The organism is Janthinobacterium sp. EB271-G4-7A (assembly GCF_020858075.1).
In the GTDB taxonomy this organism is placed as follows: Bacteria; Pseudomonadota; Gammaproteobacteria; order Burkholderiales; family Burkholderiaceae_D; genus Janthinobacterium; species Janthinobacterium lividum.
Map to the genome: position 1 here is coordinate 265,556 of NZ_JACYMI010000003.1, position 26,365 is coordinate 291,920.

Annotated in this window: 24 protein-coding genes; 19 read left to right on the forward strand and 5 right to left on the reverse strand. The window is 65.0% G+C overall.

The window, feature by feature from the left end; genetic code table 11:
- Nucleotides 1–154 precede the first annotated feature (154 nt).
- Complete coding sequence (locus IGS58_RS21660; protein ID WP_230522665.1) at nt 155–397, reverse strand: hypothetical protein; 243 nt, start codon at nt 395–397, stop codon at nt 155–157.
- A gap of 217 nt (nt 398–614) precedes the next feature.
- Here IGS58_RS21660 and IGS58_RS21665 point away from each other — a divergent pair, with 217 nt between their 5' ends.
- Together IGS58_RS21665 and IGS58_RS21670 are read left to right on the forward strand one after the other, a co-directional pair.
- Complete coding sequence (locus IGS58_RS21665; protein ID WP_230522666.1) at nt 615–1,268, forward strand: hydrolase; 654 nt, start codon at nt 615–617, stop codon at nt 1,266–1,268.
- A 67-nt stretch (nt 1,269–1,335) separates the two neighbouring features.
- Nucleotides 1,336–3,192 carry an amidohydrolase gene (locus IGS58_RS21670; protein WP_230522667.1) on the forward strand — a complete coding sequence of 619 codons (1,857 nt, stop codon included), beginning with the start codon at nt 1,336–1,338 and terminating at the stop codon, nt 3,190–3,192.
- Between the two features lie 14 nt (nt 3,193–3,206).
- Here IGS58_RS21670 and IGS58_RS21675 read toward each other — a convergent pair whose 3' ends face one another.
- The 3 genes from IGS58_RS21675 to IGS58_RS21685 are packed head-to-tail and all read right to left on the reverse strand — an operon-like array spanning nt 3,207 to nt 5,664.
- Nucleotides 3,207–4,565, reverse strand: coding sequence for a vWA domain-containing protein (locus IGS58_RS21675; protein WP_230522668.1), 1,359 nt, complete (start codon nt 4,563–4,565; stop codon nt 3,207–3,209).
- Nucleotides 4,565–5,179, reverse strand: coding sequence for a TadE/TadG family type IV pilus assembly protein (locus IGS58_RS21680; protein WP_230522669.1), 615 nt, complete (start codon nt 5,177–5,179; stop codon nt 4,565–4,567). The genes IGS58_RS21675 and IGS58_RS21680 overlap by 1 nt, the downstream gene beginning before the upstream one ends.
- Nucleotides 5,176–5,664, reverse strand: coding sequence for a TadE family protein (locus tag IGS58_RS21685; protein WP_070255288.1), 489 nt, complete (start codon nt 5,662–5,664; stop codon nt 5,176–5,178). The genes IGS58_RS21680 and IGS58_RS21685 overlap by 4 nt, the downstream gene beginning before the upstream one ends.
- A gap of 561 nt (nt 5,665–6,225) precedes the next feature.
- Here IGS58_RS21685 and IGS58_RS21690 point away from each other — a divergent pair.
- The 10 genes from IGS58_RS21690 to IGS58_RS21735 all read left to right on the forward strand — a co-directional run bounded on the left by IGS58_RS21690 (nt 6,226) and on the right by IGS58_RS21735 (nt 15,204).
- On the forward strand, nt 6,226–6,915 hold the full coding sequence (locus IGS58_RS21690) for a LuxR C-terminal-related transcriptional regulator (protein ID WP_070278647.1): 690 nt from the start codon (nt 6,226–6,228) through the stop codon (nt 6,913–6,915).
- Nucleotides 6,916–7,119: 204 nt separating this feature from the next.
- Entirely contained in the window at nt 7,120–7,293 is a 174-nt protein-coding gene (locus IGS58_RS21695; protein WP_071650303.1) for a Flp family type IVb pilin, read from the forward strand.
- A 116-nt stretch (nt 7,294–7,409) separates the two neighbouring features.
- Nucleotides 7,410–7,970, forward strand: a complete 561-nt coding sequence (locus tag IGS58_RS21700) for an A24 family peptidase (RefSeq protein WP_230522670.1) — start codon at nt 7,410–7,412, stop codon at nt 7,968–7,970.
- 42 nt (nt 7,971–8,012) lie between these two features.
- On the forward strand, nt 8,013–8,840 hold the full coding sequence (cpaB, locus tag IGS58_RS21705; protein WP_230522671.1) for a Flp pilus assembly protein CpaB: 828 nt from the start codon (nt 8,013–8,015) through the stop codon (nt 8,838–8,840).
- A 28-nt stretch (nt 8,841–8,868) separates the two neighbouring features.
- Nucleotides 8,869–10,380 carry a type II and III secretion system protein family protein gene (locus IGS58_RS21710; RefSeq protein WP_230522672.1) on the forward strand — a complete coding sequence of 504 codons (1,512 nt, stop codon included), beginning with the start codon at nt 8,869–8,871 and terminating at the stop codon, nt 10,378–10,380.
- Between the two features lie 9 nt (nt 10,381–10,389).
- Nucleotides 10,390–10,662, forward strand: coding sequence for a pilus assembly protein (locus IGS58_RS21715; RefSeq protein WP_211547017.1), 273 nt, complete (start codon nt 10,390–10,392; stop codon nt 10,660–10,662).
- 37 nt (nt 10,663–10,699) lie between these two features.
- On the forward strand, nt 10,700–11,860 hold the full coding sequence (locus IGS58_RS21720; RefSeq protein ID WP_230522673.1) for an AAA family ATPase: 1,161 nt from the start codon (nt 10,700–10,702) through the stop codon (nt 11,858–11,860).
- 62 nt (nt 11,861–11,922) lie between these two features.
- Nucleotides 11,923–13,269, forward strand: coding sequence for a CpaF family protein (locus IGS58_RS21725; RefSeq protein WP_442908379.1), 1,347 nt, complete (start codon nt 11,923–11,925; stop codon nt 13,267–13,269).
- A 6-nt stretch (nt 13,270–13,275) separates the two neighbouring features.
- On the forward strand, nt 13,276–14,244 hold the full coding sequence (locus IGS58_RS21730; protein ID WP_230522674.1) for a type II secretion system F family protein: 969 nt from the start codon (nt 13,276–13,278) through the stop codon (nt 14,242–14,244).
- Between the two features lie 27 nt (nt 14,245–14,271).
- Nucleotides 14,272–15,204, forward strand: a complete 933-nt coding sequence (locus IGS58_RS21735; RefSeq protein ID WP_230522782.1) for a type II secretion system F family protein — start codon at nt 14,272–14,274, stop codon at nt 15,202–15,204.
- Nucleotides 15,205–15,278: 74 nt separating this feature from the next.
- On the opposite strand, the gene IGS58_RS21740 is transcribed toward IGS58_RS21735, so the two are convergent.
- Nucleotides 15,279–16,061 (reverse strand): inositol monophosphatase family protein, encoded by a 783-nt coding sequence (locus IGS58_RS21740; RefSeq protein ID WP_034758799.1) that lies wholly within the window; start codon nt 16,059–16,061, stop codon nt 15,279–15,281.
- A gap of 195 nt (nt 16,062–16,256) precedes the next feature.
- Here IGS58_RS21740 and IGS58_RS21745 point away from each other — a divergent pair, with 195 nt between their 5' ends.
- From IGS58_RS21745 to IGS58_RS21775, 7 genes are all read left to right on the forward strand, one after another.
- Nucleotides 16,257–17,021 carry an RNA methyltransferase gene (locus tag IGS58_RS21745; RefSeq protein WP_070254993.1) on the forward strand — a complete coding sequence of 255 codons (765 nt, stop codon included), beginning with the start codon at nt 16,257–16,259 and terminating at the stop codon, nt 17,019–17,021.
- Complete coding sequence (locus IGS58_RS21750) at nt 17,018–17,920, forward strand: LysR substrate-binding domain-containing protein (protein ID WP_230522675.1); 903 nt, start codon at nt 17,018–17,020, stop codon at nt 17,918–17,920. The genes IGS58_RS21745 and IGS58_RS21750 overlap by 4 nt, the downstream gene beginning before the upstream one ends.
- Nucleotides 17,921–18,010: 90 nt before the next feature.
- Nucleotides 18,011–19,216, forward strand: coding sequence for an MFS transporter (locus IGS58_RS21755; RefSeq protein WP_230522676.1), 1,206 nt, complete (start codon nt 18,011–18,013; stop codon nt 19,214–19,216).
- A gap of 76 nt (nt 19,217–19,292) precedes the next feature.
- Complete coding sequence (locus IGS58_RS21760) at nt 19,293–19,814, forward strand: hypothetical protein (RefSeq protein WP_230522677.1); 522 nt, start codon at nt 19,293–19,295, stop codon at nt 19,812–19,814.
- A 7-nt stretch (nt 19,815–19,821) separates the two neighbouring features.
- Nucleotides 19,822–21,456: a GMC family oxidoreductase gene (locus tag IGS58_RS21765; protein ID WP_230522678.1), complete on the forward strand. Its 1,635-nt coding sequence runs from the start codon at nt 19,822–19,824 to the stop codon at nt 21,454–21,456.
- Nucleotides 21,453–22,409, forward strand: coding sequence for an alpha/beta fold hydrolase (locus IGS58_RS21770; protein WP_230522679.1), 957 nt, complete (start codon nt 21,453–21,455; stop codon nt 22,407–22,409). The genes IGS58_RS21765 and IGS58_RS21770 overlap by 4 nt, the downstream gene beginning before the upstream one ends.
- A 301-nt stretch (nt 22,410–22,710) precedes the next feature.
- Nucleotides 22,711–26,349, forward strand: coding sequence for an EAL domain-containing protein (locus IGS58_RS21775; RefSeq protein WP_070254983.1), 3,639 nt, complete (start codon nt 22,711–22,713; stop codon nt 26,347–26,349).
- The last annotated feature ends 16 nt before the right edge of the window (nt 26,350–26,365 follow it).

The window sequence follows — 26,365 nt, forward strand, 5'->3', positions numbered from 1 at the left end:
CGTGGGGCGCCAGTCGCAGGCAATCAGATTAGGGGTCGAAAGACAGCGGCAAGGGGACTGGTCATATGTGCCGCACACGCGAAGTATAACAGCCTGGCAAAAACGCGCCTGTTTTGTTTCAGCTTTGCAATGCCGCAAGTAAAGAAAAGGGCGCCTAGTCGTCGATCTCGTCGACGGTGTAGCGCACGCCCTGCGCATCGAGCCAGGCGCGCAGGGCGTCCAGGCCGTGCCACGGGTCCGGGCGCAGGTGCTGGCATATATACAGGCCGGCGTCCGTCAGCCGGGCATCCGTGTCCGGCATGGCGCCTGACGCCGGCGGCAGCGCCGCCAGCAGCGGTGCGATGTGCTGGCGCTGTTCCGGCGTCAGGCTGGCCGTGACCCTGAATTCAAATCCCATGTTTTCTCCTGGATGCGCGGGCTGCCGCCGCGGTTATTTTTCATCATCGAAAAAATCGAATATAACTTCGCATTCTTTCCGTTTTTGTTTTCAAAGTATCTCGTCCATACTGCATAGCACTGGCCCGGCACACACAGCATGACGCAAGGGCATGAGCAGAAACACCATGCAACGACATCTTTTTTCATGTTCAATTATTTTCACTAAGGAAAACATCATGCCTATCGCCACCGCCCAAGCCGCACAAAAACTGCTGGCCCCTAACGATCATACCCTGATCATGATCGACCACCAGTCACAGATGGCGTTCGCCACCCGTTCCATCGACCTGGCCCTGCTGCGTAACAATGCAGCCCTGGTGGCCAAGGCGGCGGCGGAATTCAAGGTGCCGACGATCCTGACGACGGTGGCAGCCAAATCGTTCTCCGGCCCTATTTTTGACGAAATCCAGTCCGTCTTCCCGGAACAGGCGCCGATCGACCGCACCAGCATGAATACCTGGGAAGATGCGCGCATCGCCGACAAGGTGAATGGCTACGGCAAGGGCAAGATCGTGCTGGCCGGCCTGTGGACCTCCGTCTGCATCGTGGGACCAGCCCTGTCGGCGCTGGAGCAGGGCTTCGAGGTCTACGTGATCGCCGACGCCAGCGGCGACGTCTCCGACGAAGCGCATGCGATGGCCATGCAGCGCATGCTGCAGGCGGGTGCGCAACCGATGACGTCCGTGCAATACTTGCTGGAACTGCAGCGCGACTGGGTCCGTGGCGAGACCTACAACGAGACGGTGGCGACAGCCGTGGCGCACGGCGGTGGCTATGGCCTGGGCCTGATCTACGCCAAATCCATGTTCAACGCCAGCGAAGGCCATTGATTATTCACTGAGCCCGGTTCCGCCGCCTGCCGGCGGGACCGTGTTTTCACCTGATTCGGGAGTTCCCATGCACGCAAACACGATCTTGCTCAATGGCCGTTTCCATACGGTCGACAGGACGCAGCCGCTGGCGTCCGCCGTCGCCATCGCCGATGGCAAATTTCTCGCCGTGGGCGACGTTGAAGACGTGATGCGCCATCGCGGCCCCGCCACGCAGGTGATCGACCTGGCTGGCCGCACGGTGATTCCCGGCCTGAACGACTCGCACCTGCACCTGATCCGCGGCGGCTTGAACTACAACCTGGAGTTGCGCTGGGAAGGCGTGCCCTCGCTGGCCGACGCCTTGCGCATGTTGAAAGAACAGGCGCTGCGCACGCCGAACCCGCAATGGGTGCGCGTGGTGGGCGGCTGGACGGAATTCCAGTTCGCGGAAAAGCGCATGCCCACGCTTGATGAAATCAACGCGGCCGCGCCGGACACGCCCGTCTTCATCCTGCACCTGTATGACCGCGCCCTGCTGAACCGCGCCGCCCTGCGCGCCGTCGGCTACGACAGGAACACCCCGAACCCGCCCGGCGGCGAAATCGTGCGCGACGGGGCCGGCAACCCCACCGGCTTGCTGATCGCCCGCCCGAACGCCATGATCCTGTATGCGACGCTGGCGCAAGGCCCGAAGCTGCCGCTCGAATTGCAGGTGAATTCCACGCGCCAGTTCATGCGCGAACTCAATCGCCTCGGCCTGACAAGCGCCATCGACGCGGGCGGCGGCTTCCAGAATTATCCCGAGGATTACGCCGTCGTCGACGAACTGGCGCAAAAAGAGCAACTGACCATCCGCATCGCCTACAACCTGTTTACGCAAAACAAGGGCGCGGAATTGCAGGACTTCCAGAAGTGGACCGGCATGATCAAGCCGGGCGACGGCACGGACTTTTACCGGCATAACGGTGCCGGCGAAATGCTGGTGTTTTCCGCCGCCGACTTCGAGGATTTCCTCGAGCCGCGTCCCGAGCTGGCGGCCGGCATGGAAGACGAGCTGGAAAAGGTCGTGCGCCACCTGGTCGAGCAGCGCTGGCCGTTCCGCCTGCACGCCACCTATGACGAATCGATCAGCCGCATGCTCGACGTGTTTGAAAAGGTCAACCGCGACACGCCGTTCGGCGGCCTGCACTGGCTGTTCGACCACGCGGAAACCATCAGCCCCCGTAATATCGACCGGGTCAGGGCGCTGGGCGGCGGCCTGGCCATCCAGCACCGCATGGCGTTCCAGGGCGAATATTTTGTCGAGCGCTATGGTGCCGATGCAGCCAAGGCCACGCCGCCCGTACAGCGCATGCTGGACGCGGGCGTGCCCGTGGGCGGCGGCACGGATGCCACGCGGGTGGCCAGCTACAACCCGTGGACGGCGCTGTACTGGCTGGTATCGGGGCGCACCGTGGGCGGCCTGGCCCTGACGGATGCGGCGGGCAGATTGTCGCGCGATACGGCGCTGGAACTGTGGACGGCGGGCAGCTCCTGGTTCTCGAGCGAGCAAGGCAAGAAGGGGCGCATCCGCGAGGGCATGCTGGCCGATTTGAGCGTGCTGTCGGCCGATTATTTCGCCGTGCCGGAAGAGGGGATCAAGTCCATCGAATCCGTGCTGACCATGGTGGGCGGCAAGATCGTCTACGGCCAGGCGGAATTTACCCATCTTGCGCCGCCCTTGATTCCCGTGCTGCCTGAATGGTCGCCCGTGCGCACAGTGCCGGGACACTACCGTCCCGTGGCCAGGCCGGCGCAGGCGCAAGCCATGCTGCCGCACCAGTGCGCGGGCGCCTGCGGCGTGCATGCGCATGCCCACGACCGGGCGCGCGCATCGGCCGTGCCGGTCAGCGATTTTTCCGGTTTCTGGGGCACTTTGGGCTGCAGCTGTTTCGCCTTTTAGCGGCTGGCCAGGCGTTATTTGGAAATGCGCAGGATGGCCGAGGCGAGCCGGGTGAAACAGGGACTCAGGTCGCTGTCGCTGGCTGCATAGCAATACAGGCCCACGGGTTCGGCCGGCTTGCGGCAAGCCGCTTTCGCATCGGTGGTATTGGCCAGGCAGCGCAGCAAGTCTTCGCCCAGCTCGTTGTCCGGCCCTTCCTTGGTTTTCAGCGATGCGCCCATGCCCAGGGTAAAGACGAAAATGCCTTCCTGGCGCGCCTTGGCCGCCATCGCTTCGACCAGGTTGCGCGAGGCGCGGTGCACATTCGTCCATTGTGCCTGCGCCGTCGCGGTGGACGCGGTCACGACGCGTGGCGAGTTGGTGACGATGGGAAACTCGCGCAGCGCCGCGTCGTTGGCGTGGGCGGGGTCATTCGTCGCGTTATACCATGCGGGAAGCGCGGTGATCTGATTGGCGGCGCAATCGCCGTACTGGAGCGTGTCGCTCACTTTCATCCGGTACAGGCCTGCCAACGCCGGGTTTTGCAGTTTCGGAAAGGTGGCGAGCCCGCCTGCGTCCTTGCATTTGTTGTCCTTGTTGGGAAAGTACGAGGAAAATGCCGCTGGCGAGCCATCGGAGAAAAACACGATGACGCGCAGGCTGGAGCGGTTGACCTGCTCGATGTCGTTCAGCTGTTTGCGCGCCTGGAACATGCCGGCGGAAGAGTTGGTGCCGCCGACAAAGGCGAATTGATCGATCTTTCCACCTTTCATGGTCATGCCGCCGCGGTCGAAGCCGCGCTCGATCTGCCTGATCGGGACGTCGATTTGCGCTTCCGAGGCGAAGTGCAGCAAGCCGACCCGGTCGACCGTGGCGTTGAACTTGTTCAGGAAGGACTTGCCCGCTGCCCGCACGGCGTCCGCATTGTTTTTCAGCGACCCCGACGTATCCATCACCAGCACCATGTCCAGGTCCTTGCGGATGGTTTGCGCGCTGGCTGCCACCTCCAGGGTCTTGAAGCCGAGTACGCCCATCAGCGAGACGGGCAGCGAGGCGCTGGCGGAGACGTCGATGGTGACGGTGCCCTTGTCGAACGTGACATCGACGGGATGGAGGGTCGGCGTCGACAGCAGGAAGTGGTCCGGATAATTGACGTCAAAAAAATCCCTTGCCGACTGGCGCGCCCTGGTCCGCTGTTCTTCTTCCGAGTTGCCCGCAGTGACGCCGCGCGCCGCCGCCAGGCTGGCCGCGTCGACGGCCGCATTGAGCTTGGCCTTGACGAAGTAGCCGAGGGCCGAATCGATGGCCAGGCCCACGGAGGCGATCAGGACGACGGCCGACAGCGCCACCATGACCAGTACTTGCCCGCCTTGCCGCTGGTGTGGAATGCGCATCAGAATACCGTCATCGAAGTCAGGTTGGGCGCCAGCACGGGCGTCGTGCTGTTGCCAAATTTCAATGTGCCGAACAGCATGTCGAAATTGTAGAAAGTTTCCACGGCGTAAATCAGTTCGCCATCGGCCAGCTGGCTCTGCATCAATGACACCGCGGGGGCGTATTCATCCTTGGCGATGCCGGTGCACGTGCCATCGCGCCAGCTGCCGCATTGCCACACCTGGCTGGCGGGCAGGTAGCCGCTGGCCTTTGCGCCGGCGTCCCAGCGGTACTGTTCCAGCACGATATTGCGCAAGCCGCTCTGCGCCGTGTAGCCCATGATCTTGGTGATGTAGATCATGCCGCGCCCGTGCATGTCCAGCGGCGGCGTGCTGGCGGCCAGCGCATTCATGATGCCCTGGCTCGAGCCGCTCAGGTCGGACGTGGCGCGCGCGGACAGGTTGGCGCCTTCGCGGCTGATATTGAGCAGGATGGTCTTGGCCTGGATGGCGCGCGACAGGTCGGCCAGCATGAACAGCAGCAAGGCCAGCAAGGGCAGCACGATGGCAAATTCGATGGCGGCGATGCCACGCGCGGCGCGGCGCGGAAAACGGAGGGTTGGCGCGCGTATCACAGGCCGCCAAAGCTTTCATTGCGCATGGTGGCCGCCACCACGAAATGCGCCTGGCCGTCGCGGAACAGGGCACGGATCATAGGCGTGGCAAACGCCCAGCGGCAATCGACGGAAATGACGACGATATCGCCGGCCTGGCCGAACATGGCGGCGCCCACCGCATCGCTGCCGTTGACGGAGATCACGGGGCTGACCTTGTCATACATGCCCATGGAACTGTCGCGTATCTTTTGCATGACGGCGTGGTAGCGCTGCTGGTTGGCACTGTCGGGGTCGAGGTCCTTGGCCCCCGTGACAGCATAGCGCGCCCCTTCGCGGACCGCATGCTGCATGGTCATATTGGCAAAATAAGCCATGCTCAATTCAATGATGCCGATTATCAGCATGAGAAAGACCGGTGTTATCAGGGCCAATTCGACCAGGGTGGCGCCAGCCTGTCCGCTGTGCTTGTGGAATATGCGGGAATCGGCCTGTTTTAAGCGCATGGGAATAATCCGGTTAAGTTCCGCGATGACGAATGTCGGGCGGATGGCATTGCGCCATTTGACTGGCAATTATTCTATATCGATTTTCAAGGGCGTGTCCGCCATTTAAATTATTACAGGTCAAGATAATCGCAATTAACTGCGTTATTTCAAACGTGCCGGCCCCGTCGCTACAGGGCCGGGAGTAATATGCTCGGGTATGAAAACAGGCCTGGTGTCAGGATTGTCCTGCGTGCAGGCAAGGACTTGTTTTGCAAGGTGATGCAACAAAAATGCTGCAATGTAAGCAACAGCAGCGGTGGCAGCAGCGATGGCGCGCCAGCGGCGCGTCCGCCCTGGCCACGCTGCCCATCCATCGGCACACGCCCGGCATGCGGCGACCGCTGCCGTGGGGCACGCACCGCGTTTGCGCGTGCCGGCCCAAGGCCTCTTCCTTCGTGCCCCCATGACTTCTTTCCCCCGTGCGCGGCAGCAGAAGGCGCGCGCGGATGAGGCAGGCAACCCGATTCGGATCAACCACCTTCCCTTGAAGGGAGTGGGCTACAAGTAAAGAGGTAAAGCATGTCAACAAACAATGTCATACGCGTCATGCTGGTGTCGGACCACAAGACCTGGCTGTGGGGCCTGGAGCAGCTGCTCGCCGGCGCCCAGCCCGCGATGCAGGTGGTGGCGAGCTCCACCGAGATCGACAGCGCGCTGCTGCTGGCGCGCACCCTGTGTCCCGACGTCATCGTGCTCGACGCCGATCTTGGCTGCGGCGGCGCCTGCGCCATCGATTATCTGCCGCAGCTGCTGGGCAATGGCGTCTCGCGGGTGCTGCTGTTCAGCGGCACGCAGGACCAGGCAGAGTGCGGGCGGGCCGTGCGCAGCGGCGCGCGCGCGGTGCTGGGCAAGGAAACGTCCGTCAAGCAACTGATCGACGCCATCGCCCGCCTGCATCGAGGCGAATTGTGCCTGGATCCGGCGCTGCTCGACAGCATGCTGGGCGTGCTGAACAAGCCGGAAGCGGCGCCCGACCCGGAAGAGCAGCGGATCGCCAGGCTGACGCTGAAGGAGCGCAAGATCGTGGCCATGATGGTGGAAGGAAATGGCGCGCTGAACCGTGCGATAGCCCAGCGCGCTTTTATCTCGGAGCAAACCTTGCGTAATCATCTGACATCGATCTACAGCAAGCTCGATGTCACCAACCGCCTGGAATTATATGTGTACGCCACCCGCAACCGCCTGGCCGAACCCGTCCATGCGGAATGACAGTACATATGTCCTGATTATAGACAAAAAATTAAGATGGTTTGTACTGGGCATAAAATGACTTTTCTCTGATTCGATTTAATGTTTGTTTATATAAAATACACGCATCAGAAAATGGAAAATAAAAACAAGGATAATGTTTTTATTTTCAGACTGTATTTTCAGTTTTTATCATGTTTAAAACTTGACCTGAAAGGGAATAATATGAATTTCATTAAAAACTTTATCGCCGAAGAAGATGGCGTGACTGCCATCGAATATGCGCTGATCGCTGCGCTGGTGGCTGCGGCGCTGGTCACGGCCGTCGGCTATTTCACCACCGGCCTCGATGGCGCCTTCAAGGCGATCGGCACCAAGCTGACGGGCGCGGCGATCTAAGGCGCCTGCCCACCGCGCTGCACCCCGGCAGGCCGGCTGCCCTTGCGCACCGGCCTGTCGACTTCCCGCCCAACGATGCGCATGCCGTCATGCCATCGGCTTGCATCAGGTACACGATGGACCCTCATTCTTTCTGGACGTTCAGCCCCGCCATGGTCTTGTGGGGGCTGCTTGCCGCGGCTGTTTGGCATGACGTGCGCCGCCGGCGCATTCCCAACCGGCTGGTGTTTTCCGGCGCCTTGCTCGGCGTGCTGCTCAACAGCCTGGCCTTGCCCGGGGTGACGCCGGCCGGGCCGTGGCTGGCGCTGGGCGGTCTGGCCGTCGGCCTGGGCTTGCTGCTGCCCATGTATGCGATGAAGGCGCTGGGCGCGGGCGACGTCAAGCTGATGGCGATGGTGGGGGCTTTTCTTGGTCCCGGTCCCGCTGTGTTTGCCGTGCTGTGCAGCCTGCTCGCTGGCGGCGTGCTGGCGCTGGCCGTCGCCCTGTGCCAGGGCACGCTGCGCCAGGCGATGGCGAATGCCCGGCAATTGCTGCTGCAAGGCTGGCTGCGTGCCGCCGCAGGCGAGGTGCCGCGGGTCGATGCGCCCGCCGTGCCGGGCGGCAAATTGCCGTACGCGATCGCCATTGCCGCCGGCACCGCCATCTGGCTGGGCCTGGCGGCCGGCGGCCATACATGACATGCCCGTCCGGAAACCCAAGTTTTACCAAGAGGAAAAATCATGAGAAATAGCCGCGTTGCGATCGTGCTGCTGCTGGCGCTGCTGATGGCGGGGGGCGCCGTGCTGGCGGCGGCGCGCTGGATGTCGGGACAAGGCGCGCCGGCCAGCCAGACGGTGATGGTCGCGCTGGTCGATATCGGCGTGGGCGCGAAGGTGACGCCGGCCATGCTGCGCGGCATGGACTGGCCGGCGGGCGCCATGCCGCCGGGGGCGTTTGGCGAGGCCGGCGCGCTGGACGGGCGCATCACGCGCACCGCCGTCAGCAGGGGCGAGCCTGTGCTGGAAAGCAAGCTTGCGCCGCCCGGCGCCACGGGCGGCCTGTCGGCCATCGTGGCTGCCGGCAAGCGCGCCATGACCGTGCGCGTCAATGACGTGGTGGGCGTGGCCGGCTTTGCCCTGCCGGGCAATTTCGTCGACATTCTCGTGCATACGCAGGATGACCGGGCCAGGCCGGCGGGCGGCGGGCCGCTGGCCATTTCCAAGATCGTGCTGGAACGCATCCTGGTGCTGGCCGTGGCGCAAGAGTCCGGCCGCGACGACAACAAGCCCAAGGTGGTCAATGCCGTGACCCTGGAGCTGACGCCGGAGCAGGTGGAAAAGCTGGACCTGGCGCGCAGCGTGGGCAGCTTGTCGCTGGTGCTGCGCAACCAGGTCGATCCGGCGCCCGTCACCACGGGCGGCGCCACCAAGGAGTCGCTGCTGGAACTGAAGGCGCCGGCGGCCGCGCCGGTGCGCGCACCGCGGCGCCAGGCGGCCCCGGCACGCGCTCCCGCGCGCGACAGCATCACCGTCATCAAGGGCATGGATACGAGCGTCCAGCAATTTTAAAAAATCAGCAGGCAAGCAAGGATGATCGATGAACAAATTTCGTAAGCACGCTGCGGGTGCGGGCATGCGCCTGGCCCTGATGCTGGGCAGCGCGGCGGCAGGCATGGCCTGGCCGGTCAGCGCCAGCGCGGCGGCGCCGGCCAGGCAAGCCGTCATGTCGCCCGTCGCGGCGCCGGCCATGTCGCTGGGCGCCGATATCGCCCGCCTGGGCGCGCCCGTGCGCATCGCCGTGGGCAAGTCCACCTTGCGCAAGCTGAGCCTGCCGGTGTCGCAGATCGCCGTCAACGATCCCCGGGTGGCCGGCGCCAGGATGCTGGGCTCGTCCAGCCAGCTGTTCGTCTGGGGCCTGGCCCCGGGCAGCACCAACCTGATCCTGTGGGACCGGCAGCAGCGCCCCGTGATCGTCGATATCGAAGTCGAGATCGATGTCGAAGGCTTGCAGGCGCAGCTGGCCTATGTCTTCCCCGGCGAGCGCGCCGTCAAGGCCGGCGCGGCCGGCGGCAGCATCGTGCTGTCGGGGCAGGTGAGCGACAGCGTCAAGGCCAGCCAGATCCTGGAGATGGCGCAGGCCTATGCGCAGCGCGGCGCCGGCGAAGCGGCTGCGCCGGCCGACGGCGCGGCCAGTGCGGCCGGCAGCGTCAAGGTCATCAATATGCTGTCGATCGCGGCGCCGCAACAGGTCATGCTGGAAGTGAAAATCGCCGAAGTGTCGAAGACCCTGGTCGACCAGCTGGGCGCCAGCGTGGGCATCAGTGGCACGCGCGGCAACTGGACGTATGGCCTGCTGTCGAACCTGCTCAGCGGCAACCCCAGCCAGCTGGGCGCCGTGCACGGCAAGAATGGCAACGGGCTGACGCTCGATGCGCAAAAGCGCGACGGCCTGGTCAAGGTGCTGGCCGAACCGAATATCATGGCCATCAGTGGCCAGGAAGCTAGTTTCCTGGCGGGCGGCAAGATTTTCATTCCGGTCGCGCAAGACAGCACCACCAACAAGATCACGCTGGAGGAAAAGGAATTCGGCATTGCCGTCAAGTTCACGCCCACCGTGCTGGAGGGTGGACGCATCAACTTGAAGGTGGCGCCGGAAGTGTCGGAGCTGAACCGCGAAGGCATCGGCATCACCACCGGCGGGGGCGCCGCCGCCAATGCCGTGCTGCCGGCATTTACCACGCGGCGCACCACCACCACGGTGCAGCTGTTCGATGGCCAGAGTTTTGCCGTTGGCGGCTTGATCAAGAACAATGTGACGACCAATATCAAGGCATTGCCCTTTCTGGGCGAGATTCCCGTGCTGGGTGCGCTGTTCCGCAGCAGCGATTTCCAGACCGACCGCACGGAACTGGTGTTCATCATTACACCGCATTTGGTCAAGCCGCTCGACGGCACGCTTGACGGCGATATCGTGTTGCCCACCGATGCCTATGTGGCGCCCAGCCGTGGCGAGTTCTTCTTGCAAGGAAAAATGGAAGGCGCTAGCGCGCCACGGCCACGGCAGGAAGCGGCCAGGCAGACACCGCCAGCCAGTCCGGACATTCACTAGGAGCACAGCATGCAGCATTCCCTTTCCCTCTCTGTGCTGCTGGCCGCCCTGGCCGCCAGCGGCTGCGCCGCCACGCCGAACCTGGACCGCCAGTTCGGCGCCAGCGTTCAGCAACTGCGCCTGCGGCAAGTGCTGTCGCCGCAGGCGGGCGCGAACCGCGACCCCGTGGCCGGCATGGATGGCAAGGCCGCCCAGGCCGCCTACGCGGCGTACCAGAAAAGCTTTGCCGCGCCCGCACCGCAAGGGGCCGCCTTGACCATTGGCGTCGGGGCGCGCCAGTGAGCCTGGCATCGTCACCACAGAACCAGCAAGGCATATCGTGAAAATCGCCATCCATTCCACTGATCAAAAAACGCTGTCCGAACTGGGCCTGCTGCTGCGCAGCCGCAACCGGCTCGACGAGATCAACGCGGGCGGCGAAGCGCTGGAACCGCTGCAGGCGGCGCAATCGCTGCCCGACGTGCTGATCTTCGACCGCCCGTCGAACGACGGCGCCGACCTGGCCGCCATCGAGCGCCTCAGCAACCAGCATCCGCGCATGGCCTTCATCGTGCTGTGCCACCAGCAGGCGCCTGAATTCCTGCTGCAGGCCATGCGTGCAGGCGTGCGCGACGTGCTGCCGTTTCCCGCCGCGCCGGCCAGCCTGTATGCGGCGCTCGAACGCATCGAGGAAAAGCTGGAGCGGCGCGAACATGGCAACGGCAAGGTGCTGGCCTTCATCTCCTGCAAAGGCGGCAGCGGCGCCACCTTCATCGCCAGCAACCTCGGTTATGCGCTGGCCGCCGGCGGCCAGCAGCGCGTTGCCCTGATCGACATGAACCTGCATTTTGGCGACGCCTCGCTCTTCGTGTCCGAGAACAAGCCGCTGGCCACGCTGTCCGACGTCACGCGCGACATCCACCGGCTCGACGCCTCGTTCCTGGCATCGAGCATGCTGCACATCACGCCCAACTACAGCGTGCTGGCCGCGCCCGAGGATCCGGCCCACGCCAGCGAAGTGGCGCCCGAGCACATCGACGCCATCATCCGGCAAGCCAGGCGCCAGTACGATTTCATCGTGCTCGACGTGGGCCGCAACCTCGACGCCGTCAGCGTGCGCGCGCTGGACCACGCCGACATGATCTTCCCCGTCCTGCAGGCGACCTTGCCGTACATCCGCGATGGCAAGCGCCTGCTGGGCATGTTCCGCTCGCTCGAATACGCGAAGGAGAAGGTGCACATCATCGTCAACCGCCACGACAAGGGCGGTGAAATCCGCCTGCGCGACCTGGAAGCGGCGTACGGCACGGCGGTCTACCGCACCGTGCCGAATCACTACGCCTCGGCGGCCGCCTCGGTCAACCAGGGCGTGCCTATCCTGCAGCTCGACAAAGCCAGCCCGATCACCCGCTCGCTGCAGGAGTTCGCCGCCAGCCTGGCCGGCGGCGCGGCCAGCACGGCGCGCCAGGGCTGGCTTGGCCGCGTCCTGCGGCGCGCTTGATCCACGCGCTGATCCCCATCCCAGAACAGGAGCATTTCATGGCTAGTTCCCCCATCGCCGCCTTGTCCATCCGCGAACGGCTCGGCAGCGCCAAGATCGCCGCGCTCGCGCCGCTACGCATGGCCGCCATCGACAACCACGGCTACCGCGACCTCAAGCTGCGCATCCATGGGCTGCTGCTCGAACGGGTCGACCTGGAAAGCATGCAGCGCCTGTCGCAGGAGCGCATCCGCGAAGAATTGCGCGGCCTGGTCGAGCGCTTGCTGGAGGAAGAGGCGGTGGTCATCAACGACGCCGAGCGCAAGAGCCTGACGCGCGACATCCAGCACGAGATGCTGGGCTTCGGGCCGCTCGAAACGCTGCTCTCGGATGCCAGCGTGTCGGACATCCTCGTCAATGGCCACAGGCAGGTGTATGTGGAGCGCGGCGGCCGCCTGGAGCTGACCGACGTCAGCTTCGACGATGACGCCCACCTGATGAAGATCATCGACAAGATCGTCTCGCGCGTGGGACGGCGCATCGACGAATCGAGCCCCATGGTCGATGCGCGCCTGCCCGACGGGTCGCGCGTCAACGCCATCATCCCGCCGCTGGCCATCGACGGCCCCGTGATGTCGATCCGGCGCTTCTCCGTCGATCCGCTGCGCCTGGCCGACCTGGTCGCCTACCACAGCATGACGGCCGAGATGGCCGAAGTGCTGCAGGGCCTGGGCAAGGCAAAGATGAATATCCTCATTTCCGGCGGCACGGGCAGCGGCAAGACCACCATGCTCAACGTGATTTCCGGCTTTATCGGCCAGACGGAACGCATCGTCACGGTGGAAGACGCGGCCGAGCTGCAATTGCAGCAGCCGCACGTGGTACGGCTGGAAACGCGGCCCGCGAATATCGAAGGCAAGGGCGAAGTGACGCAACGGGCGCTGGTGCGCAATGCGCTGCGCATGCGCCCCGACCGCATCATCCTGGGCGAGGTGCGCGGCGCCGAGGCGCTCGATATGCTGGGCGCGATGAACACGGGCCATGAAGGCTCGATGGCAACCATCCACGCCAATACGCCGCGCGACGCCATCACGCGGCTGGAAAACATGATCAGCATGGCGGCCGCCAACCTGCCCAGCAAGGCCATCCGGCAGCAGATCAGCTCGGCCGTGTCGGTGGTGGTGCAAGTGTCGCGCCTGATCGACGGCAAGCGCAAGGTCACGTCGATCCAGGAAATCACGGGCATGGAAGGGGAGGTCATCACGATGCAGGAAATCTTCAGTTTCCGGCAGACGGGCGTGGCCGAGGGCGGCGCGGTGGTCGGGCATTTCTCGGCCAGCGGCATCCGCCCGCGCTTCCTCGATCGCCTGAACAGCTTTGGCATCGGCGTGTCGGCCGCCCTGTTCGAACCCACTGCGGCGGGGCGCTGATCCATCATGCTTTCCTATCTGGTCTATCTGTTCCTCTTCCTGGCCGTGCTGCTGCTGGTGGCTGGCGCCTGGCTGGCGTGGCAAGCGGCGCGGGGGGCGGGCGCGGCGCGGGTGGCGCGGCGCCTGCAGGGCATGTACACGGCCAGCGATGGCGAACAGGCGCTGTCGATCACCAAGCAGCGCCCGCTGAGCGCCCATTCCTTGCTGCACGGCGTGCTGGAAGGCTTGCCCGGCGCGCGGCGCCTCGATCGGCTGCTGCTGCAGGCGGGCATGCGCTGGCTGGTGGCCACTTTTCTGGGCTATTGCGCACTTGGCGGGACGGCCGGTCTGCTGCTGGCCGGCGCGCTGCCGCTGCCATGGTATGTGCGCCTGGGGCTGGGCGCGGGCGGCACCGCACTGCCGTATCTGCTGGTGCGCCGCGCCAGGAGCAAGCGGCTGGTGCGCATCGAGCAGCAATTGCCGGACGCGCTCGACCTGATGAGCCGCGCCATGCGCGCCGGCCACGCCTTTCCCACCGCGCTGAAAATGGTGGGCGAGGAAATGACGGGACCGCTGGCCGACGAGTTCCGCGCCGTGTTCGACGAAGTCAGTTTCGGCGTCGCCATGGCCGATGCGCTGGGCAACCTGGCCGCGCGCGTGCCCAGCACGGACTTGCGCTATTTCGTCATCGCCGTGCTGATCCAGCGTGAAACGGGCGGCAACCTGACTGAATTGCTGAGCAGCATCAGCGCCATCATCCGCGACCGCCTGAAATTGCTGGGCCAGGTGCGCGTGCTGTCGGCCGAAGGGCGCATGTCGGCCTGGGTCCTGGGCTTGCTGCCGTTCGGCGCGGCGCTGATGATGCATTTGATGAATCCGCAGTTTATTGCCGTGCTGTACACGGATGGGGGCGGGCGCAAGATGGTCGGCGTATCGCTGGGCTTGCTGATGCTGGGCGTGATCTGCATCAGAAAAATTATCAATATCCGGGTATAAGATGAAAGAAAAGACACGATGAGCACGATGAGTGCGGCGCAGCTGGCTTTGCTGGGCCTGCTGTTCCTGATTGTCTTCGCGCTGGCCTTGCTGGTGTTGCGCCTGCTCACTGGCAGTGCCGTGCAGGAGCGGCTGCAGGCGCTGGGCGATGCCGGCGCCGGCGGCGACAGCGGGCGCCATGCCAGGCGGCGCTGGCTAGCGCACGCCGTCAGCCTGACGCGCCCGCTGGCCAGGCTGTCGCTGCCGGAAGAGGGCTGGGAAAGTTCGCCCATCCGCAGCCGTTTCGTCCATGCCGGCTGGCGCAGCCAGGCCGCGCCCGCGCTGTTTTATGCGGCCAAGACAGGCTTGTTCGTGGGCTTGCCGCTGCTGGCGTATTTTCTGCTGCGCCAGGGCGGACACAATATGCTGTTGTGGCTGGTCGCGGCGGCCGCCCTCGGTTATTACCTGCCCAATGCCTGGCTGTCGCACTGCCTGAAACAGCGTCAGCGCGAAGTGTTCGAGACCTTTCCCGATGCGCTGGACCTGATGACGGTGTGCGTCGAAGCGGGGCTGGCGATGGATGCGGCACTGGCGCGCGTGGCGCAGGAAATCGGCCTGAAGAGCGCCGTCCTGGCCGAAGAGCTGCAACTGGTGACCTTGGAGCTGCGCGCCGGCAGCGCCAAGGACAAGGCCTTGCGCAATCTGGCCTTGCGCACGGGAGTGGAGGATGTGGACGCGCTGGTGACCCTGCTGATCCAGGCCGAGCGCTTCGGCACGAGCATCGCCGCGTCGCTGCGCGTGCAATCCGACCAGCTGCGCACCAAGCGGCGCCAGCGGGCCGAGGAAACGGCGGCCAGGATCGCCCTCAAGCTGCTGTTTCCGCTGATCTTTTTTATCTTCCCATCGCTGATGGTGGTGCTGATGGGACCGGCGTTCCTGCAGATTTACCGCGTGCTGCTGCCGGCCATGCGGGGCAGCTGAGGGCTGGCCGGGCCGAAAAAAAAGCTGCCGGAGTCGCCTCCGGCAGCTTTTTTACGTCAGACCGCGCCTGGCAATCAGGCGAATGGCGTCAGCAGGGTGATCATCTGGCCAAAGATCTTCGGGCTGGCGGCGATGACGTCGCCCTTGTACAGGTAGTCCGATTCGCCGGAAAATTCACCGACGATGCCGCCCGATTCCGTGATCATCAGGGCGCCGGCGGCGATATCCCAAGGCTTCAAGCCTTTTTCGTAGAAGCCGTCCAGGCGGCCGCAGGCGACGTAGGCCAGGTCCAACGCGGCCGAGCCGGCGCGGCGTACGCCCTGGCTGCGTTCGCCCATGATCGCGTACATCTTCAGGTATTCGTCCAGCGCGCGGGCGCTGCCGGCCACGTAGCCGGTGCCCAGCAGGGCGTTCGAGATGCGGTCCAGTTTGGTGACGCGGATGCGTTTTTCGTTCAGGTAGGCGCCGGCGCCCTTGGTGGCCGTGAACAGGTCGTTGCGCACCGGGTCGTAGATGACGGCTTGCGTGACGACGCCGCGATGCGCGAGGGCGATCGAGATGCAGTATTGGGGGAAGCCGTGGATGAAGTTGGTGGTGCCGTCCAGCGGATCGATGATCCACTGATATTCATTCTCGTCGTGCGAGTTGGCGGAAGCTCCCGATTCCTCAGCCAGGAACGCGTGGTCCGGGTAGGCTTTGGACAGCACCTCGATGATGGCTTGTTCGGCCGCCTGGTCGACGTCAGTGACGAAATCGTTATGTTGTTTTTCCGTGACGACGACGCGGTCGAGGTCAAAAGAGGCGCGATTGATGACGGCGGCGCCGCGGCGGGCGGCTTTGATCGCCGTGTTGAGCATTGGGTGCATGTGAGCTTCCGTTAAAAGCACGCGACCGCCCAGCGTCGCCTTTCGGCGCCGGTACGATAGAGTGCAAGAATGAATTAAAGAGCGGAGCGGTGCCGAAGTGGTTAAAATCCCGGCCTGGAGTCAGCGTTTTGTGACTCCGTTTCCCGAAATTTCCTGTATCGATACCGCGCAATAGCGCTATTTTAAATGAATCTGCCCGAAATCAACACGTCTCTTTTCAAACGCCTGCGATTTATTCTTGTCGAAACTAGTCGCTCTGGCAACATTGGCGCCGTCGCGCGGGCCATGAAAACGATGGGTTTTTCCGATCTGGTACTGGTCAATCCCCGCTTTCCCGATGCCTTGACGGACGCGGAAGCGGTGGCCTTCGCCAGCGGCGCGCAGGATATCCTGTCCGGCGCGCGCATCGTCGGCTCGATCGCCGAGGCGCTCGAAGGCTGCAATTACGCGGCGGCCGTCTCAGCCCGCCTGCGCGAATTTTCTCCGCCCGTCACGGCCCCGCGCGCCATCGCGGCCCAGCTGGCGGCCAGCGAAGACTTGCACGCGGCCGTCATCTTCGGCAACGAGCGCTTCGGCTTGCCCAACGAGATCGTCGAGCAGTGCAATGTGCTGATCAACATACCCGCCAACCCCGAGTATTCCTCGCTGAACCTGTCGCAGGCGGCTCAGGTCGTCGCCTATGAATGCCGCGTGGCGGCCCTCGGCGACGGGCAGATCGCCAGTCCCGTCGGTTTCCATGGCGACGCGGCCAGCCTGGCGCAGGTCGACGGCATGTACGCACATCTGGAACAGGCGCTGGTGGCCATCGACTTCCTCGACGCCGACAACCCGAAAAAACTCATGCCAAGGCTGAAACGCCTGTTTTCGCGCACGGGGCTGGAAACGGAAGAAGTCAATATCCTGCGCGGCATCGCCCGGCATATCCTGGCGGTAGCGAAAAAAGGCCCATGATAGAGACCCGGCTGCTGCGCCAGTTCATCGCCGTCGCCGAGGAACTCAATTTCCGCCGCGCGGCCGAGCGGCTGCACATGGCGCAGCCGCCGTTGTCGCAGGCGATATTGCGGCTGGAAGAAGCGCTCGGCTACCCCGTATTCGAGCGCACGAACCGCAAGGTCAGCCTGACGCCTGCCGGCATGGCTTTCCTGGCCACGGCGCGCCAGGTGCTGGCCAGCCTGGAAGAGGGCGTGGCGGCCACGCGCCGCGTGGCGCAGGGCATCGAGGGCCACTTGCGCCTGAGCTTTATCCACATCACGCCGTATGCCCACGTATTGAATGCCTTGCGCGCGTTTCGCGCCGCCTCGCCCGCCGTGCAGTTCACCTTGCGCGAAGCGTCGACGCAGCAGCAGGTCGAGTGGCTGGAAAGAGGCGAGGTCGATATCGCCCTGCTGCGCGCGCCGGGGCGCAGCACGCCGGGCTTGCGCTTCGAGCGCCTGTCCGGCGAAGACATCGTGATCGCGCTGCCGTCGAACCACCGCTGCGCGGGCCAGGCGCGCGTGGATCTGGCGGACCTGGCCGGCGACGATTTCGTCGCTTCGCCGCGCGAGCTGGGCCAGGGTTTCCACGACCAGCTGGCCAGCCTGTGCCTGCACGCGGGCTTCGTGCCGCACGTGGCGCAGCAGGCGCGCCGTTTGCAAACGGTGCTGGGACTGGTGGCTGCCGGCTTCGGCGTGGCCCTGCTGCCGGCCAGCCTGGCCGCCTGCGCGCCAGCGGGCGTCGTCATGCTGCCGCTGCACAGCGATGCGCCCGAACCGTTGCGCCAGCTTGACCTGTACATGGCGTGGGATCCGCAGTGCACGTCTCCCGTGCGCGAGCGGCTGCTGGCGCAACTGCGGCACTTTTCCGTCTATTGAGACTTTCAAAGTCTCGTTTTAAGATAAATAAGATATTTTACAGATGGTGAACGAGGGGCCAGCATGGCGTTTTGATTGTCAGGAACTGCCATGTCCACCATGTCCTCGCGCACAGTGCTGCCGTCCGCCACGCTGCCACTCTCCATTTATCTGCTCTCCCTGTGCAGCTTTGCCTTCGGCTTGTGCGAATTCATCGCCGCCGGCCTGTTGACCCCCATGGCGCGCGACTTGCATGCCAGCGTGGCGGCGGCCGGCGGCGCCATCGCCGCGTATGCGCTGGGGGCGGCCATCGGCGCGCCTATCCTGACGGCCATGCTGGCGCGCCGGCCCGTGCGCCAGGTGCTGGTGGCCACCATGCTCGTGCTGGCGGCCGGCAGCATAGCCATGGCGGCCGCGCCAGCGCTGGGCGCGCTGCTGGGGGTGCGCTTTGCCGTCGGCCTCGCGCATGGCGTGTTCATGGCGGTGGCGTCGCATGCGGCCACCAGCCTGGTCGACCCGTCCCGCGCGGGACGGGCGCTGTCCATCGTCTGGCTGGGCCTGACCCTGGCGCTGGCCGGCGGCGTGCCGCTGGGGACGTGGCTGGGCGCCGTCTCGTCATGGCGCTGGGTTTTCGCGGCCATCGGCGTGCTGGCCCTGTGCGGCGGCGCCGGCCTGCGTTTCGCCATGCCGGCCGCGCGCCAGCAGGCCGCCGCCGCATCAGCGCTGGCCAGCCTGCGCGCCATCCTGCAGCTACCCCTGCTGCTGGCGGCCGGCGTGGCGGCGCTGGTCAGCGTGGCTACCTTCAGCTTTTTCACGTATGTCTCGCCCTTCCTGCTGCAGCTGGGCAGGCTCGATGCGGGCTGGCTGGGCGCCGCCATGCTGTGTTTTGGCGCGTGCGCCATCGGCGGCAACCTGCTGGGCGGCTGGTGCGCCGACCGTCCCCACGCGCTGCGTGCCACCGTGCTGGCCCTGGCCGCGCTGGCACTCAATCTGCTGGGGTTTTATCTGCTGCGCGCCCAGCCCGTGGCCATGCTGGCCCTGTGCGGCACTTTGGGCTTGCTGTTCTTTGCCCTCGTCACCCTGTCCACCATGCGGCTGCTACGCCTGGCGCAACGGCATTGCCCGGGCAGCGACGCCGTGGCGGCGGGCCTGAATATCGCCGCCTTCAATGCGGGCACGGCCTTTGGCGGCGCGCTGGGAGGTGCGCTGATCGTCGCTTTTGGCTTGCCCAGCATTGCCATCGGCGGCGCGCTGGCGGCGCTGCTGGCCATGCTGCTGCTGTGGTTTCAGGCGCAAAAACTAGACGCTCCGCTCTAGTTTTTGCGTTCAAACGCCCACTGCCTTTGGCGTACACTGGCCTGCAAAAGGCGGTATAAAACAAGGGGATAGGGGTATGCAACGCAGATCGTTTCTGAAACTGGGCGTGCTCGGCGCCTGCGCGCTGGCCGCCGGAGGGGCGGCCTATCGCCTGGTGCGCGGGCCGGCGCCACCAGGCCACTTCGTGCTCGATGGCGCGGCGCGCGCGGCGCTGGCGGCCATCGTGCCGGCCATGCTGGGCAGCGCGCTGCCGCGGGAAGCCCCCGCGCGGGCCGCGGCGCTCGATGGCGCCATCGCCGGCGTGGACACGGCCATCCGTGGCTTGCCCCTGGCGGCGCAGCAGGAGGTGCAGGATCTGTTTGGTCTGCTGGCGCTGGCACCCGCGCGGCGCTTCGTCGCCGGCGTGCATGGCGGCTGGCGCGAAGCCGATCTCGCCCAGGTGGCCGCCTTTCTGCAGTCGTGGCGCACGCACCGCCTGGCTACCCTGCAGACGGCCTATCTGGCCCTGCATGATCTGATCCTCGGCGCCTGGTATGCCGATGCCGCCCACTGGGCCGCCATCGGCTATCCGGGGCCGCTGCCCGAACTGAGCGCATAAGGCATCCATGAGCACCTCTCCCATTCCTGACCCCATCGCCATCGGCGTGGCCAGCGGCTGGAACGTCACCGACGCCAGCACCGTGGCCGCCGACCGTACGCTGGAAGCCGACGTGGTCATCATCGGCAGCGGCGCCGGCGGCGGCGTGACGGCGGAAATCCTTGCCCTGGCCGGCCTCAAAGTGCTGATCGTCGAGGAGGGCGGCTTGAAGTCCTCGCAAGACTTCAAGATGCGCGAAGCGGACGCCTATCCCGCGCTGTACCAGGAATCGGCCGCGCGCAAGACGCGCGACAAGGCGATCAATATCCTGCAGGGGCGCACCGTGGGCGGTTCGACCACCGTCAACTGGACCTCGAGCTTCCGCACACCGCCCGGCACCCTCGAATACTGGCGCAAGCATTTTGGCTTGTCCGGCTATTCCATCGATGCCATGGCGCCGTGGTTCGCCATGATGGAAAAACGCCTGCACGTGAGCGACTGGGCCGCGCCACCCAACGAAAACAACGATTTACTACGCCGTGGCGCCACGGTGCTGGGCATTCCCACGGCCGCCATCCGGCGCAACGTGAACGGCTGCTGGAACCTTGGCTACTGCGGCATGGGTTGCCCGACCAACGCCAAGCAGTCGATGCTGGTGACGACGATCCCGTCGGCGCTGGCGCTGGGCGCGGGCCTGCTCGTGCATGCGCGCGCCGAGCGTTTCAGCTTCAAGGGCGAGCGCATCGACAGCCTGCAGGTGACGGCGCTCGACGCCGCCGGACAGGTGCCCACGGGCGTGCGCCTCACCTTGCGCGCCAAGCACTTCGTGCTGGCCGGCGGCGCCATCAACTCGCCGGCGCTGCTGCTGCGCTCGCAGGCGCCCGACCCGCACGGCTTGCTGGGAAGGCGCACCTTCCTGCATCCGACGGTGATCTCGGCGGGCCTGTTCCCGCAGCGCGTCGACGCTTATGCGGGCGCGCCGCAGACGATTTATTCCGACCATTTCCTGCACACGGCGCCCATCGATGGTCCCATCGGCTACAAGCTCGAAGCGCCGCCGCTGCATCCGCTGCTGATGGCCACCACCATGGGCGGTTTCGGCGATGAACACGCGCGCACCATGCGCGAATTCCCCCATGCGCATGGCTTGCTGGCCCTGCTGCGCGACGGCTTTCACCATGATTCGGCGGGCGGCACGGTATCGATCGACAGCTTCGGTGCGCCCGTGCTCGACTATCCGCTCACGCCTTTTATGTGGGATGGCGTGCGGCGCGCGCTGCTGTCGATGGCGGAAATCCAGTTCGCCGCCGGCGCGAAAAGTGTCTATCCCGTGCATGAAATGGCCAGCCATTACACCAGCTGGGCGCAGGCGAAGCAGGCGATCGGCGATTTGCCGATGAAGGTGCTGCTGGCGCGGGTGGTGTCGGCCCACGTGATGGGCGGCTGCGCCATGTCGGACGATGCGCGCCTGGGCGTGGCGGGTGCCGATGGCCGCTACCACGGCGTGCGCAACCTGTCCGTGCACGACGGCTCGCTGCTGCCCACGTCGATAGGCGCCAATCCGCAATTGACGCTGTATGCGCTGGCCGCGCGCCTGGCCAGCGGCCTGGCGCGGGAGCTGACGGGAAAACCGGCGCCCGTGCCCGTCCCAGCGCCAGCATGATCGCACGCATACTCAAGTGGCTGATGCTGCTGCAAGTGCTGGCCGTGCTGGGGTTGGCGTACCTGGCCATGCAGGCGTGGGGCGTGGCTTCGCCGGTGCAGGCCGTGTTGCTGGCGCTGGCCATGCTGCTGGCCGTGCGCGCGCTGGTCGTGGCGCGCAATTTTTGGCAGAGCCGGCGGCTGGGTAGCCCCGTGCCACAGGAATATCAATTGGGTGTGCGGGGGGCCGCGCGGCTGTTCCTGGGCGAACTGCGCGCCACCCTGTGGGCCTCGTCATGGGGCATGCTGCGTCCGCGCCTGCATGCGGCCGACACAGTCGCTGGCCAGGGCCTGCCGGTGCTGCTGATCCACGGCTATGTGTGCAACCGCGGCTACTGGACGCAGCTGAGCCGGCAACTGGCGCGGGCCGGCGTCGTGCACGATGGCGTCGACCTGGAGCCCATCGGCGCCGATATCGAGCAATTTGTGCCCCAAGTGGAGCAAGCCATCACCGAGCTGCGCGCCCGCACTGGCAGCGACCGCGTGATTCTCGTCGCCCACAGCATGGGCGGCCTGGTGGCGCGCGCCTGGCTGCGCCGGCATGGCGCGCGGCGTGTCGCCCGCATCATCACCATCGGCACGCCGCACCACGGCACGGCGCTGGCCAACCTGGCGGCAGGCGCGAATGCCCGGCAGATGAGCCGTATCCATGGCGCGCCGGACGCCTGGCTGGCGCAGCTGGCCGCCAGCGAGACGCCGGAAACGCGCGCCCTGATCACCTCGATGTACTCGCACCACGACAATATCGTCGCGCCGCAGTCGTCCGCGCAGCTGCCCGACGCGCGCAATCTGGCCTTCGGCGGCATCGGCCATGTGGCGCTGGCCAGCGATGCGCGCGTGCTGCGTCAGCTGCTGGAAGAAATCACTATCAAGAACGAAGTCGCCCAGCCTCCGTCTTGCCCGCATTTTTCCTGAATCCTGTTGTGTTTTGTCTGCATGGCAAGACTGTCTGTTTTGACTCTGCTGTTGCCCCTGTTTAACAACGCCATGGGCAGATAATGCTGTTTTCCGCTGGCGTACTGTATTAAGCTAAGGTCAGAAGGGCAGCGGGAAAAATTGTTCCTGAGGCCGCTTGCGCCGTTCTGCAGACGTCCGGCGGCCAGATTTTTCTCAGGATCTATGGCAAGATATTGTAGGATTGTTATGTAGCCCGCGCATGCGAAAAGTTGAACGCAGGCAGAAAATGAGTCCACGTAGTTTTTATTGGGGGCGCTAATTGTCCGCACGTATCCTGATTATTGAAGATAACGCCACCAATATGGAATTGATGGTGTATTTGCTGCGTGCCTTCGGGTACACGCCGCTGGCCGCCTATGACGGCGAAGAGGGCGTGCGCATGGCGCGCAGCGAATTGCCGGACTTGATCATTTGCGACGTGCATTTGCCCAAGCTCGATGGCTATGGCGTGGTGGCCGAGCTGAAGAAAGATCCGCAGCTGCGCAATATCCCGGCCCTGGCCGTGACGGCGCTGGCCATGGTGGGCGACCGCGAACGTCTGCTCGAAGCGGGTTTCAATGGCTACATCGGCAAGCCGATCGAGCCCGACCTGTTCGTCGCGGAGCTGGAATCTTTTTTACCCGGGGCGCCGTCGACGCCAGTTAAAAACGACATAGCCACCATCCTGATCGTCGATGATCATGTGCTGAACCGCGAATTCCTCACCGCGCTGCTGGGTTACGGCGGCCACCGCCTGCTGGAAGCGGCGAATGGCGCCGATGCGCTGGAAATCCTGCGCACCGAGCGGCCGGACCTGATCATCTCCGACATCCTCATGCCGAACATGGACGGCTATGAATTCGTCACGCGCGTGCATGCCGATCCCGCGCTGACCGACGTGCCCATCATTTTCTATACGGCCACCTACCGCGAACAGGAAGCGATCTTGCTGGCGCAGGCCTGCGGCGTGCGCTGGGTGCTGCCCAAGCCGTCCGACCCGGAAGTCATCGTGCGCACCGTCAACGAGGCGCTGGGACTGATGCCGCCGACGGCCCAGGTGGCGGCCACGCCGGGCGCGGGCAGCGCTGCGGCGCCTCCCGCCACGGGCAAGCTGGCTGGCATCGAGCATCAGGTCAGCGGCTATATCGACGAACTCGAATCGAGCAGCCAGCAGATTTCGCAGCTGGCCAGCCAGCGCGAGGGCCAGGCCGCCATCCCCGAAGACCTGGGCGTCATGACGGAGCGCCTGTCGCGCTCGCTGTCGAGCCTGCAGGCGGTGAGCCTGCGCCTGACGGCCCTGATCGAGCTCGGTATCGAACTGGGCGCCGAACGCGATCCGCGCGCCCTGATCGAAGCGGGCTGCAAGGTGGCGCAGAATATCTGCGTCTCCAAGTATGCCTGCATCGGCGTGCTGGAAGAGGGCGCCGAAAAGCTCAGCTATTTTTCCTCGTGCGGCGCCGAGAAAGACCTCGATCGCATCGCCAGCACACCGCGCACGGGCATCCTGAACCGCTTGCTGGAACAGCGCCAGCCCTACCGGGTCAACGGCTTGAAGGGCGACCCTGGCGCGCTGGGCCTGCCCGACACGCACCCGCCCGTGCATTCCTTTCTGGGCGTGGCCATCGCCTCGCGCGAGCGCAGCCACGGCTGGCTGTACCTGGTCGACAAGCTGGGCGCGAATGAATTTTCCGAAGTCGACGAGCGCGTCGCCGCCACGGTGGCGGCGCAGATCGCCGTCGCCTACGACAACCTGCTGCTGTACGACGAGATCAAGCGCCACCATGAGCAGCTGACCCTGGACATGGCGGCGCGCATCCGCCTCGATGAAGACTTGCGCCGCTTCCGCCTGGCGATGGATGCCACGGCCGACGCGATTTTCCTCGTCGACCGCGCCGGCATGTGCTTCGTCGACGTCAACCAGACGGCTTGCCGCATGCTCGGTTTCGAGCGCGAGGATTTTCTGCGCGTGGGGCCGGGCCGCGCGCACGAGGGCGAATCCCAGCTGGAAGAGCTGTACAACAAGCTGCTGGCCGGCGACCAGGGCGGCCCGATGACGGAACTGCAGCTGCAGCGCAAGGACGGTTCGCCGCTGTCGGTGGAAGTGCAGCGGCGCACCCTGCGCTCGGGGCAGAGCTGGATCCTGGTGGCCGTGGCGCGCGACATCACCGAGCGCAAGGATGCCGAACAGCGCCTGATGAAGCTGGCGCATTTCGATACCTTGACGGGTTTGCCTAACCGCAGCCAGTTCTACGCCTCGCTGACCCATTCGCTGGCCCAGGCGTCCGAACACCAGTGGGCCGTGGCCGTGCTGTTCATGGATATCGACCGCTTCAAGAATATCAACGACACCCTGGGCCACACCATCGGCGACGATCTGCTGCGCCAGTTTTCCAGCCGGCTCGTCGATTGCCTGCGCGTGCGCGATACCATCGGCCGCTTTGGCGGCGATGAATTTGCCACCATCCTGGTACTGCCCGATGGCGCCCAGCATGCCGTGGGCGTGGTCGACAAGATCCGCGAGGCGATGCGCAAGCCCTTCGACTTGCAGGGCCACGAGGTGACGGTGACGGTCAGCATCGGCATATCCGTGTACCCCGACGATGGCATCGATGCGGACACGCTGATTCAATATGCCGACACGGCCATGTACCGCGCCAAGGAAGCGGGTCGCGACGCCTTCCGCTTCTTCACGGCGGAAATGAATGCGCAGTCGATGGCGCGGCTGGACATGGAAAACGCCCTGCGGCGCGCCATCGACAACGAGGAATTCGTGCTGTTCTTCCAGCCCAAGGTGAATATCATCTCGGGACGCATCAGCGGCGCAGAGGCGCTGATACGCTGGCGCCGCCCCGGCCACGGCATGGTCTCGCCAGCCCTGTTCATCCCCCTGCTGGAAGAAACGGGGCTGATCGTGCGCGTCGGTAACTGGGTGCTCGACGAAGCGTGCAGGAAGATCAGCGAGTGGGGCGCCAGCAGCATCGGGCCCGTGCACCTGTCGGTCAACGTGTCGGGCATCCAGTTTTTCGTCGGCGGCCTGGAAGAGGAGGTGCTCAAGGCGATCCGCAAATACGATATCGCGCCCGAGCTGCTGGAGCTGGAGCTGACGGAAAGCTCGCTCATGTCGAACGCCGAGGAAACCATCGCCGTGCTGCGCAACCTGAAGGCGCTGGGCATCCAGATTTCCATCGACGATTTCGGCACCGGCTATTCCAGCCTGGCCTACCTGAAGCGCTTCCCCATCGACAAGCTGAAGATCGACATCGCCTTCGTGCGCGAAGTGACCAGCAATCCGGACGACGCGGCCATCGTGCTGGCCATTATCAGCATGGCGCACAGCATGAAGCTGGAAGTGATCGCCGAAGGCGTGGAAAACGATGCGCAGCTGGCCTATTTGCGGCGCCACGGCTGCGACGAGATGCAGGGTTATTACTTCAGCCGTCCCGTGCCGCACGAGGAATTCGAACAGATGCTGATGAAAGGCACGCTGTTGCAGGCGCCGCAGGATGCCGGTGGCGAAGAGCAGCAAACCTTGCTGATCGTCGACGACGATGTCTTCATGCTCGATGTGCTCAGCGACTTCCTGGCGCAGGACGGCTACCGCATCCTCACGGCGCAGACGGCCGCCGAAGGCTTCGACATCCTGGCGCGCCACAAGGTGCAGGTGATCCTGTGCGACCAGTGCATGCCGCTCATGAGCGGCACCGAATTCATGGAGCGGGTCAAGCACCTGTGTCCCGACACCTTCCGCATCATGCTGTCGGCCTTTGCCGACCTGACGCCCATCATGGCGGCCATCAACCGCGGCGCCGTCGACCGCTTCTATACCAAGCCGTGGAAAGGCGCCGTGCTGCGCGAGAATATCCGCGAAGGCTTCCGCCTGCACAAGCTGCTGCATGGCCAGGTGAAGGCGGCGGCCTAGGTTCTGGCCGCCGCGT

Coding starts and splice junctions, on each gene's coding strand:
- IGS58_RS21735 (WP_230522782.1), top strand. CDS start 14,272: ATGAGTGCGGCGCAGCTGGCTTTGCTGGGCCTGCTGTTCCTGATTGTC.
- IGS58_RS21730 (WP_230522674.1), top strand. CDS start 13,276: ATGCTTTCCTATCTGGTCTATCTGTTCCTCTTCCTGGCCGTGCTGCTG.
- IGS58_RS21675 (WP_230522668.1), bottom strand. CDS start 4,565: ATGCGCATTCCACACCAGCGGCAAGGCGGGCAAGTACTGGTCATGGTG.
- IGS58_RS21660 (WP_230522665.1), bottom strand. CDS start 397: ATGGGATTTGAATTCAGGGTCACGGCCAGCCTGACGCCGGAACAGCGC.
- IGS58_RS21700 (WP_230522670.1), top strand. CDS start 7,410: ATGGACCCTCATTCTTTCTGGACGTTCAGCCCCGCCATGGTCTTGTGG.
- IGS58_RS21745 (WP_070254993.1), top strand. CDS start 16,257: ATGAATCTGCCCGAAATCAACACGTCTCTTTTCAAACGCCTGCGATTT.
- IGS58_RS21690 (WP_070278647.1), top strand. CDS start 6,226: ATGTCAACAAACAATGTCATACGCGTCATGCTGGTGTCGGACCACAAG.
- IGS58_RS21760 (WP_230522677.1), top strand. CDS start 19,293: ATGCAACGCAGATCGTTTCTGAAACTGGGCGTGCTCGGCGCCTGCGCG.
- IGS58_RS21765 (WP_230522678.1), top strand. CDS start 19,822: ATGAGCACCTCTCCCATTCCTGACCCCATCGCCATCGGCGTGGCCAGC.
- IGS58_RS21750 (WP_230522675.1), top strand. CDS start 17,018: ATGATAGAGACCCGGCTGCTGCGCCAGTTCATCGCCGTCGCCGAGGAA.
- IGS58_RS21710 (WP_230522672.1), top strand. CDS start 8,869: ATGAACAAATTTCGTAAGCACGCTGCGGGTGCGGGCATGCGCCTGGCC.
- IGS58_RS21740 (WP_034758799.1), bottom strand. CDS start 16,061: ATGCTCAACACGGCGATCAAAGCCGCCCGCCGCGGCGCCGCCGTCATC.
- IGS58_RS21755 (WP_230522676.1), top strand. CDS start 18,011: ATGTCCACCATGTCCTCGCGCACAGTGCTGCCGTCCGCCACGCTGCCA.
- IGS58_RS21715 (WP_211547017.1), top strand. CDS start 10,390: ATGCAGCATTCCCTTTCCCTCTCTGTGCTGCTGGCCGCCCTGGCCGCC.
- IGS58_RS21665 (WP_230522666.1), top strand. CDS start 615: ATGCCTATCGCCACCGCCCAAGCCGCACAAAAACTGCTGGCCCCTAAC.
- cpaB (WP_230522671.1), top strand. CDS start 8,013: ATGAGAAATAGCCGCGTTGCGATCGTGCTGCTGCTGGCGCTGCTGATG.
- IGS58_RS21770 (WP_230522679.1), top strand. CDS start 21,453: ATGATCGCACGCATACTCAAGTGGCTGATGCTGCTGCAAGTGCTGGCC.
- IGS58_RS21670 (WP_230522667.1), top strand. CDS start 1,336: ATGCACGCAAACACGATCTTGCTCAATGGCCGTTTCCATACGGTCGAC.
- IGS58_RS21685 (WP_070255288.1), bottom strand. CDS start 5,664: ATGCGCTTAAAACAGGCCGATTCCCGCATATTCCACAAGCACAGCGGA.
- IGS58_RS21695 (WP_071650303.1), top strand. CDS start 7,120: ATGAATTTCATTAAAAACTTTATCGCCGAAGAAGATGGCGTGACTGCC.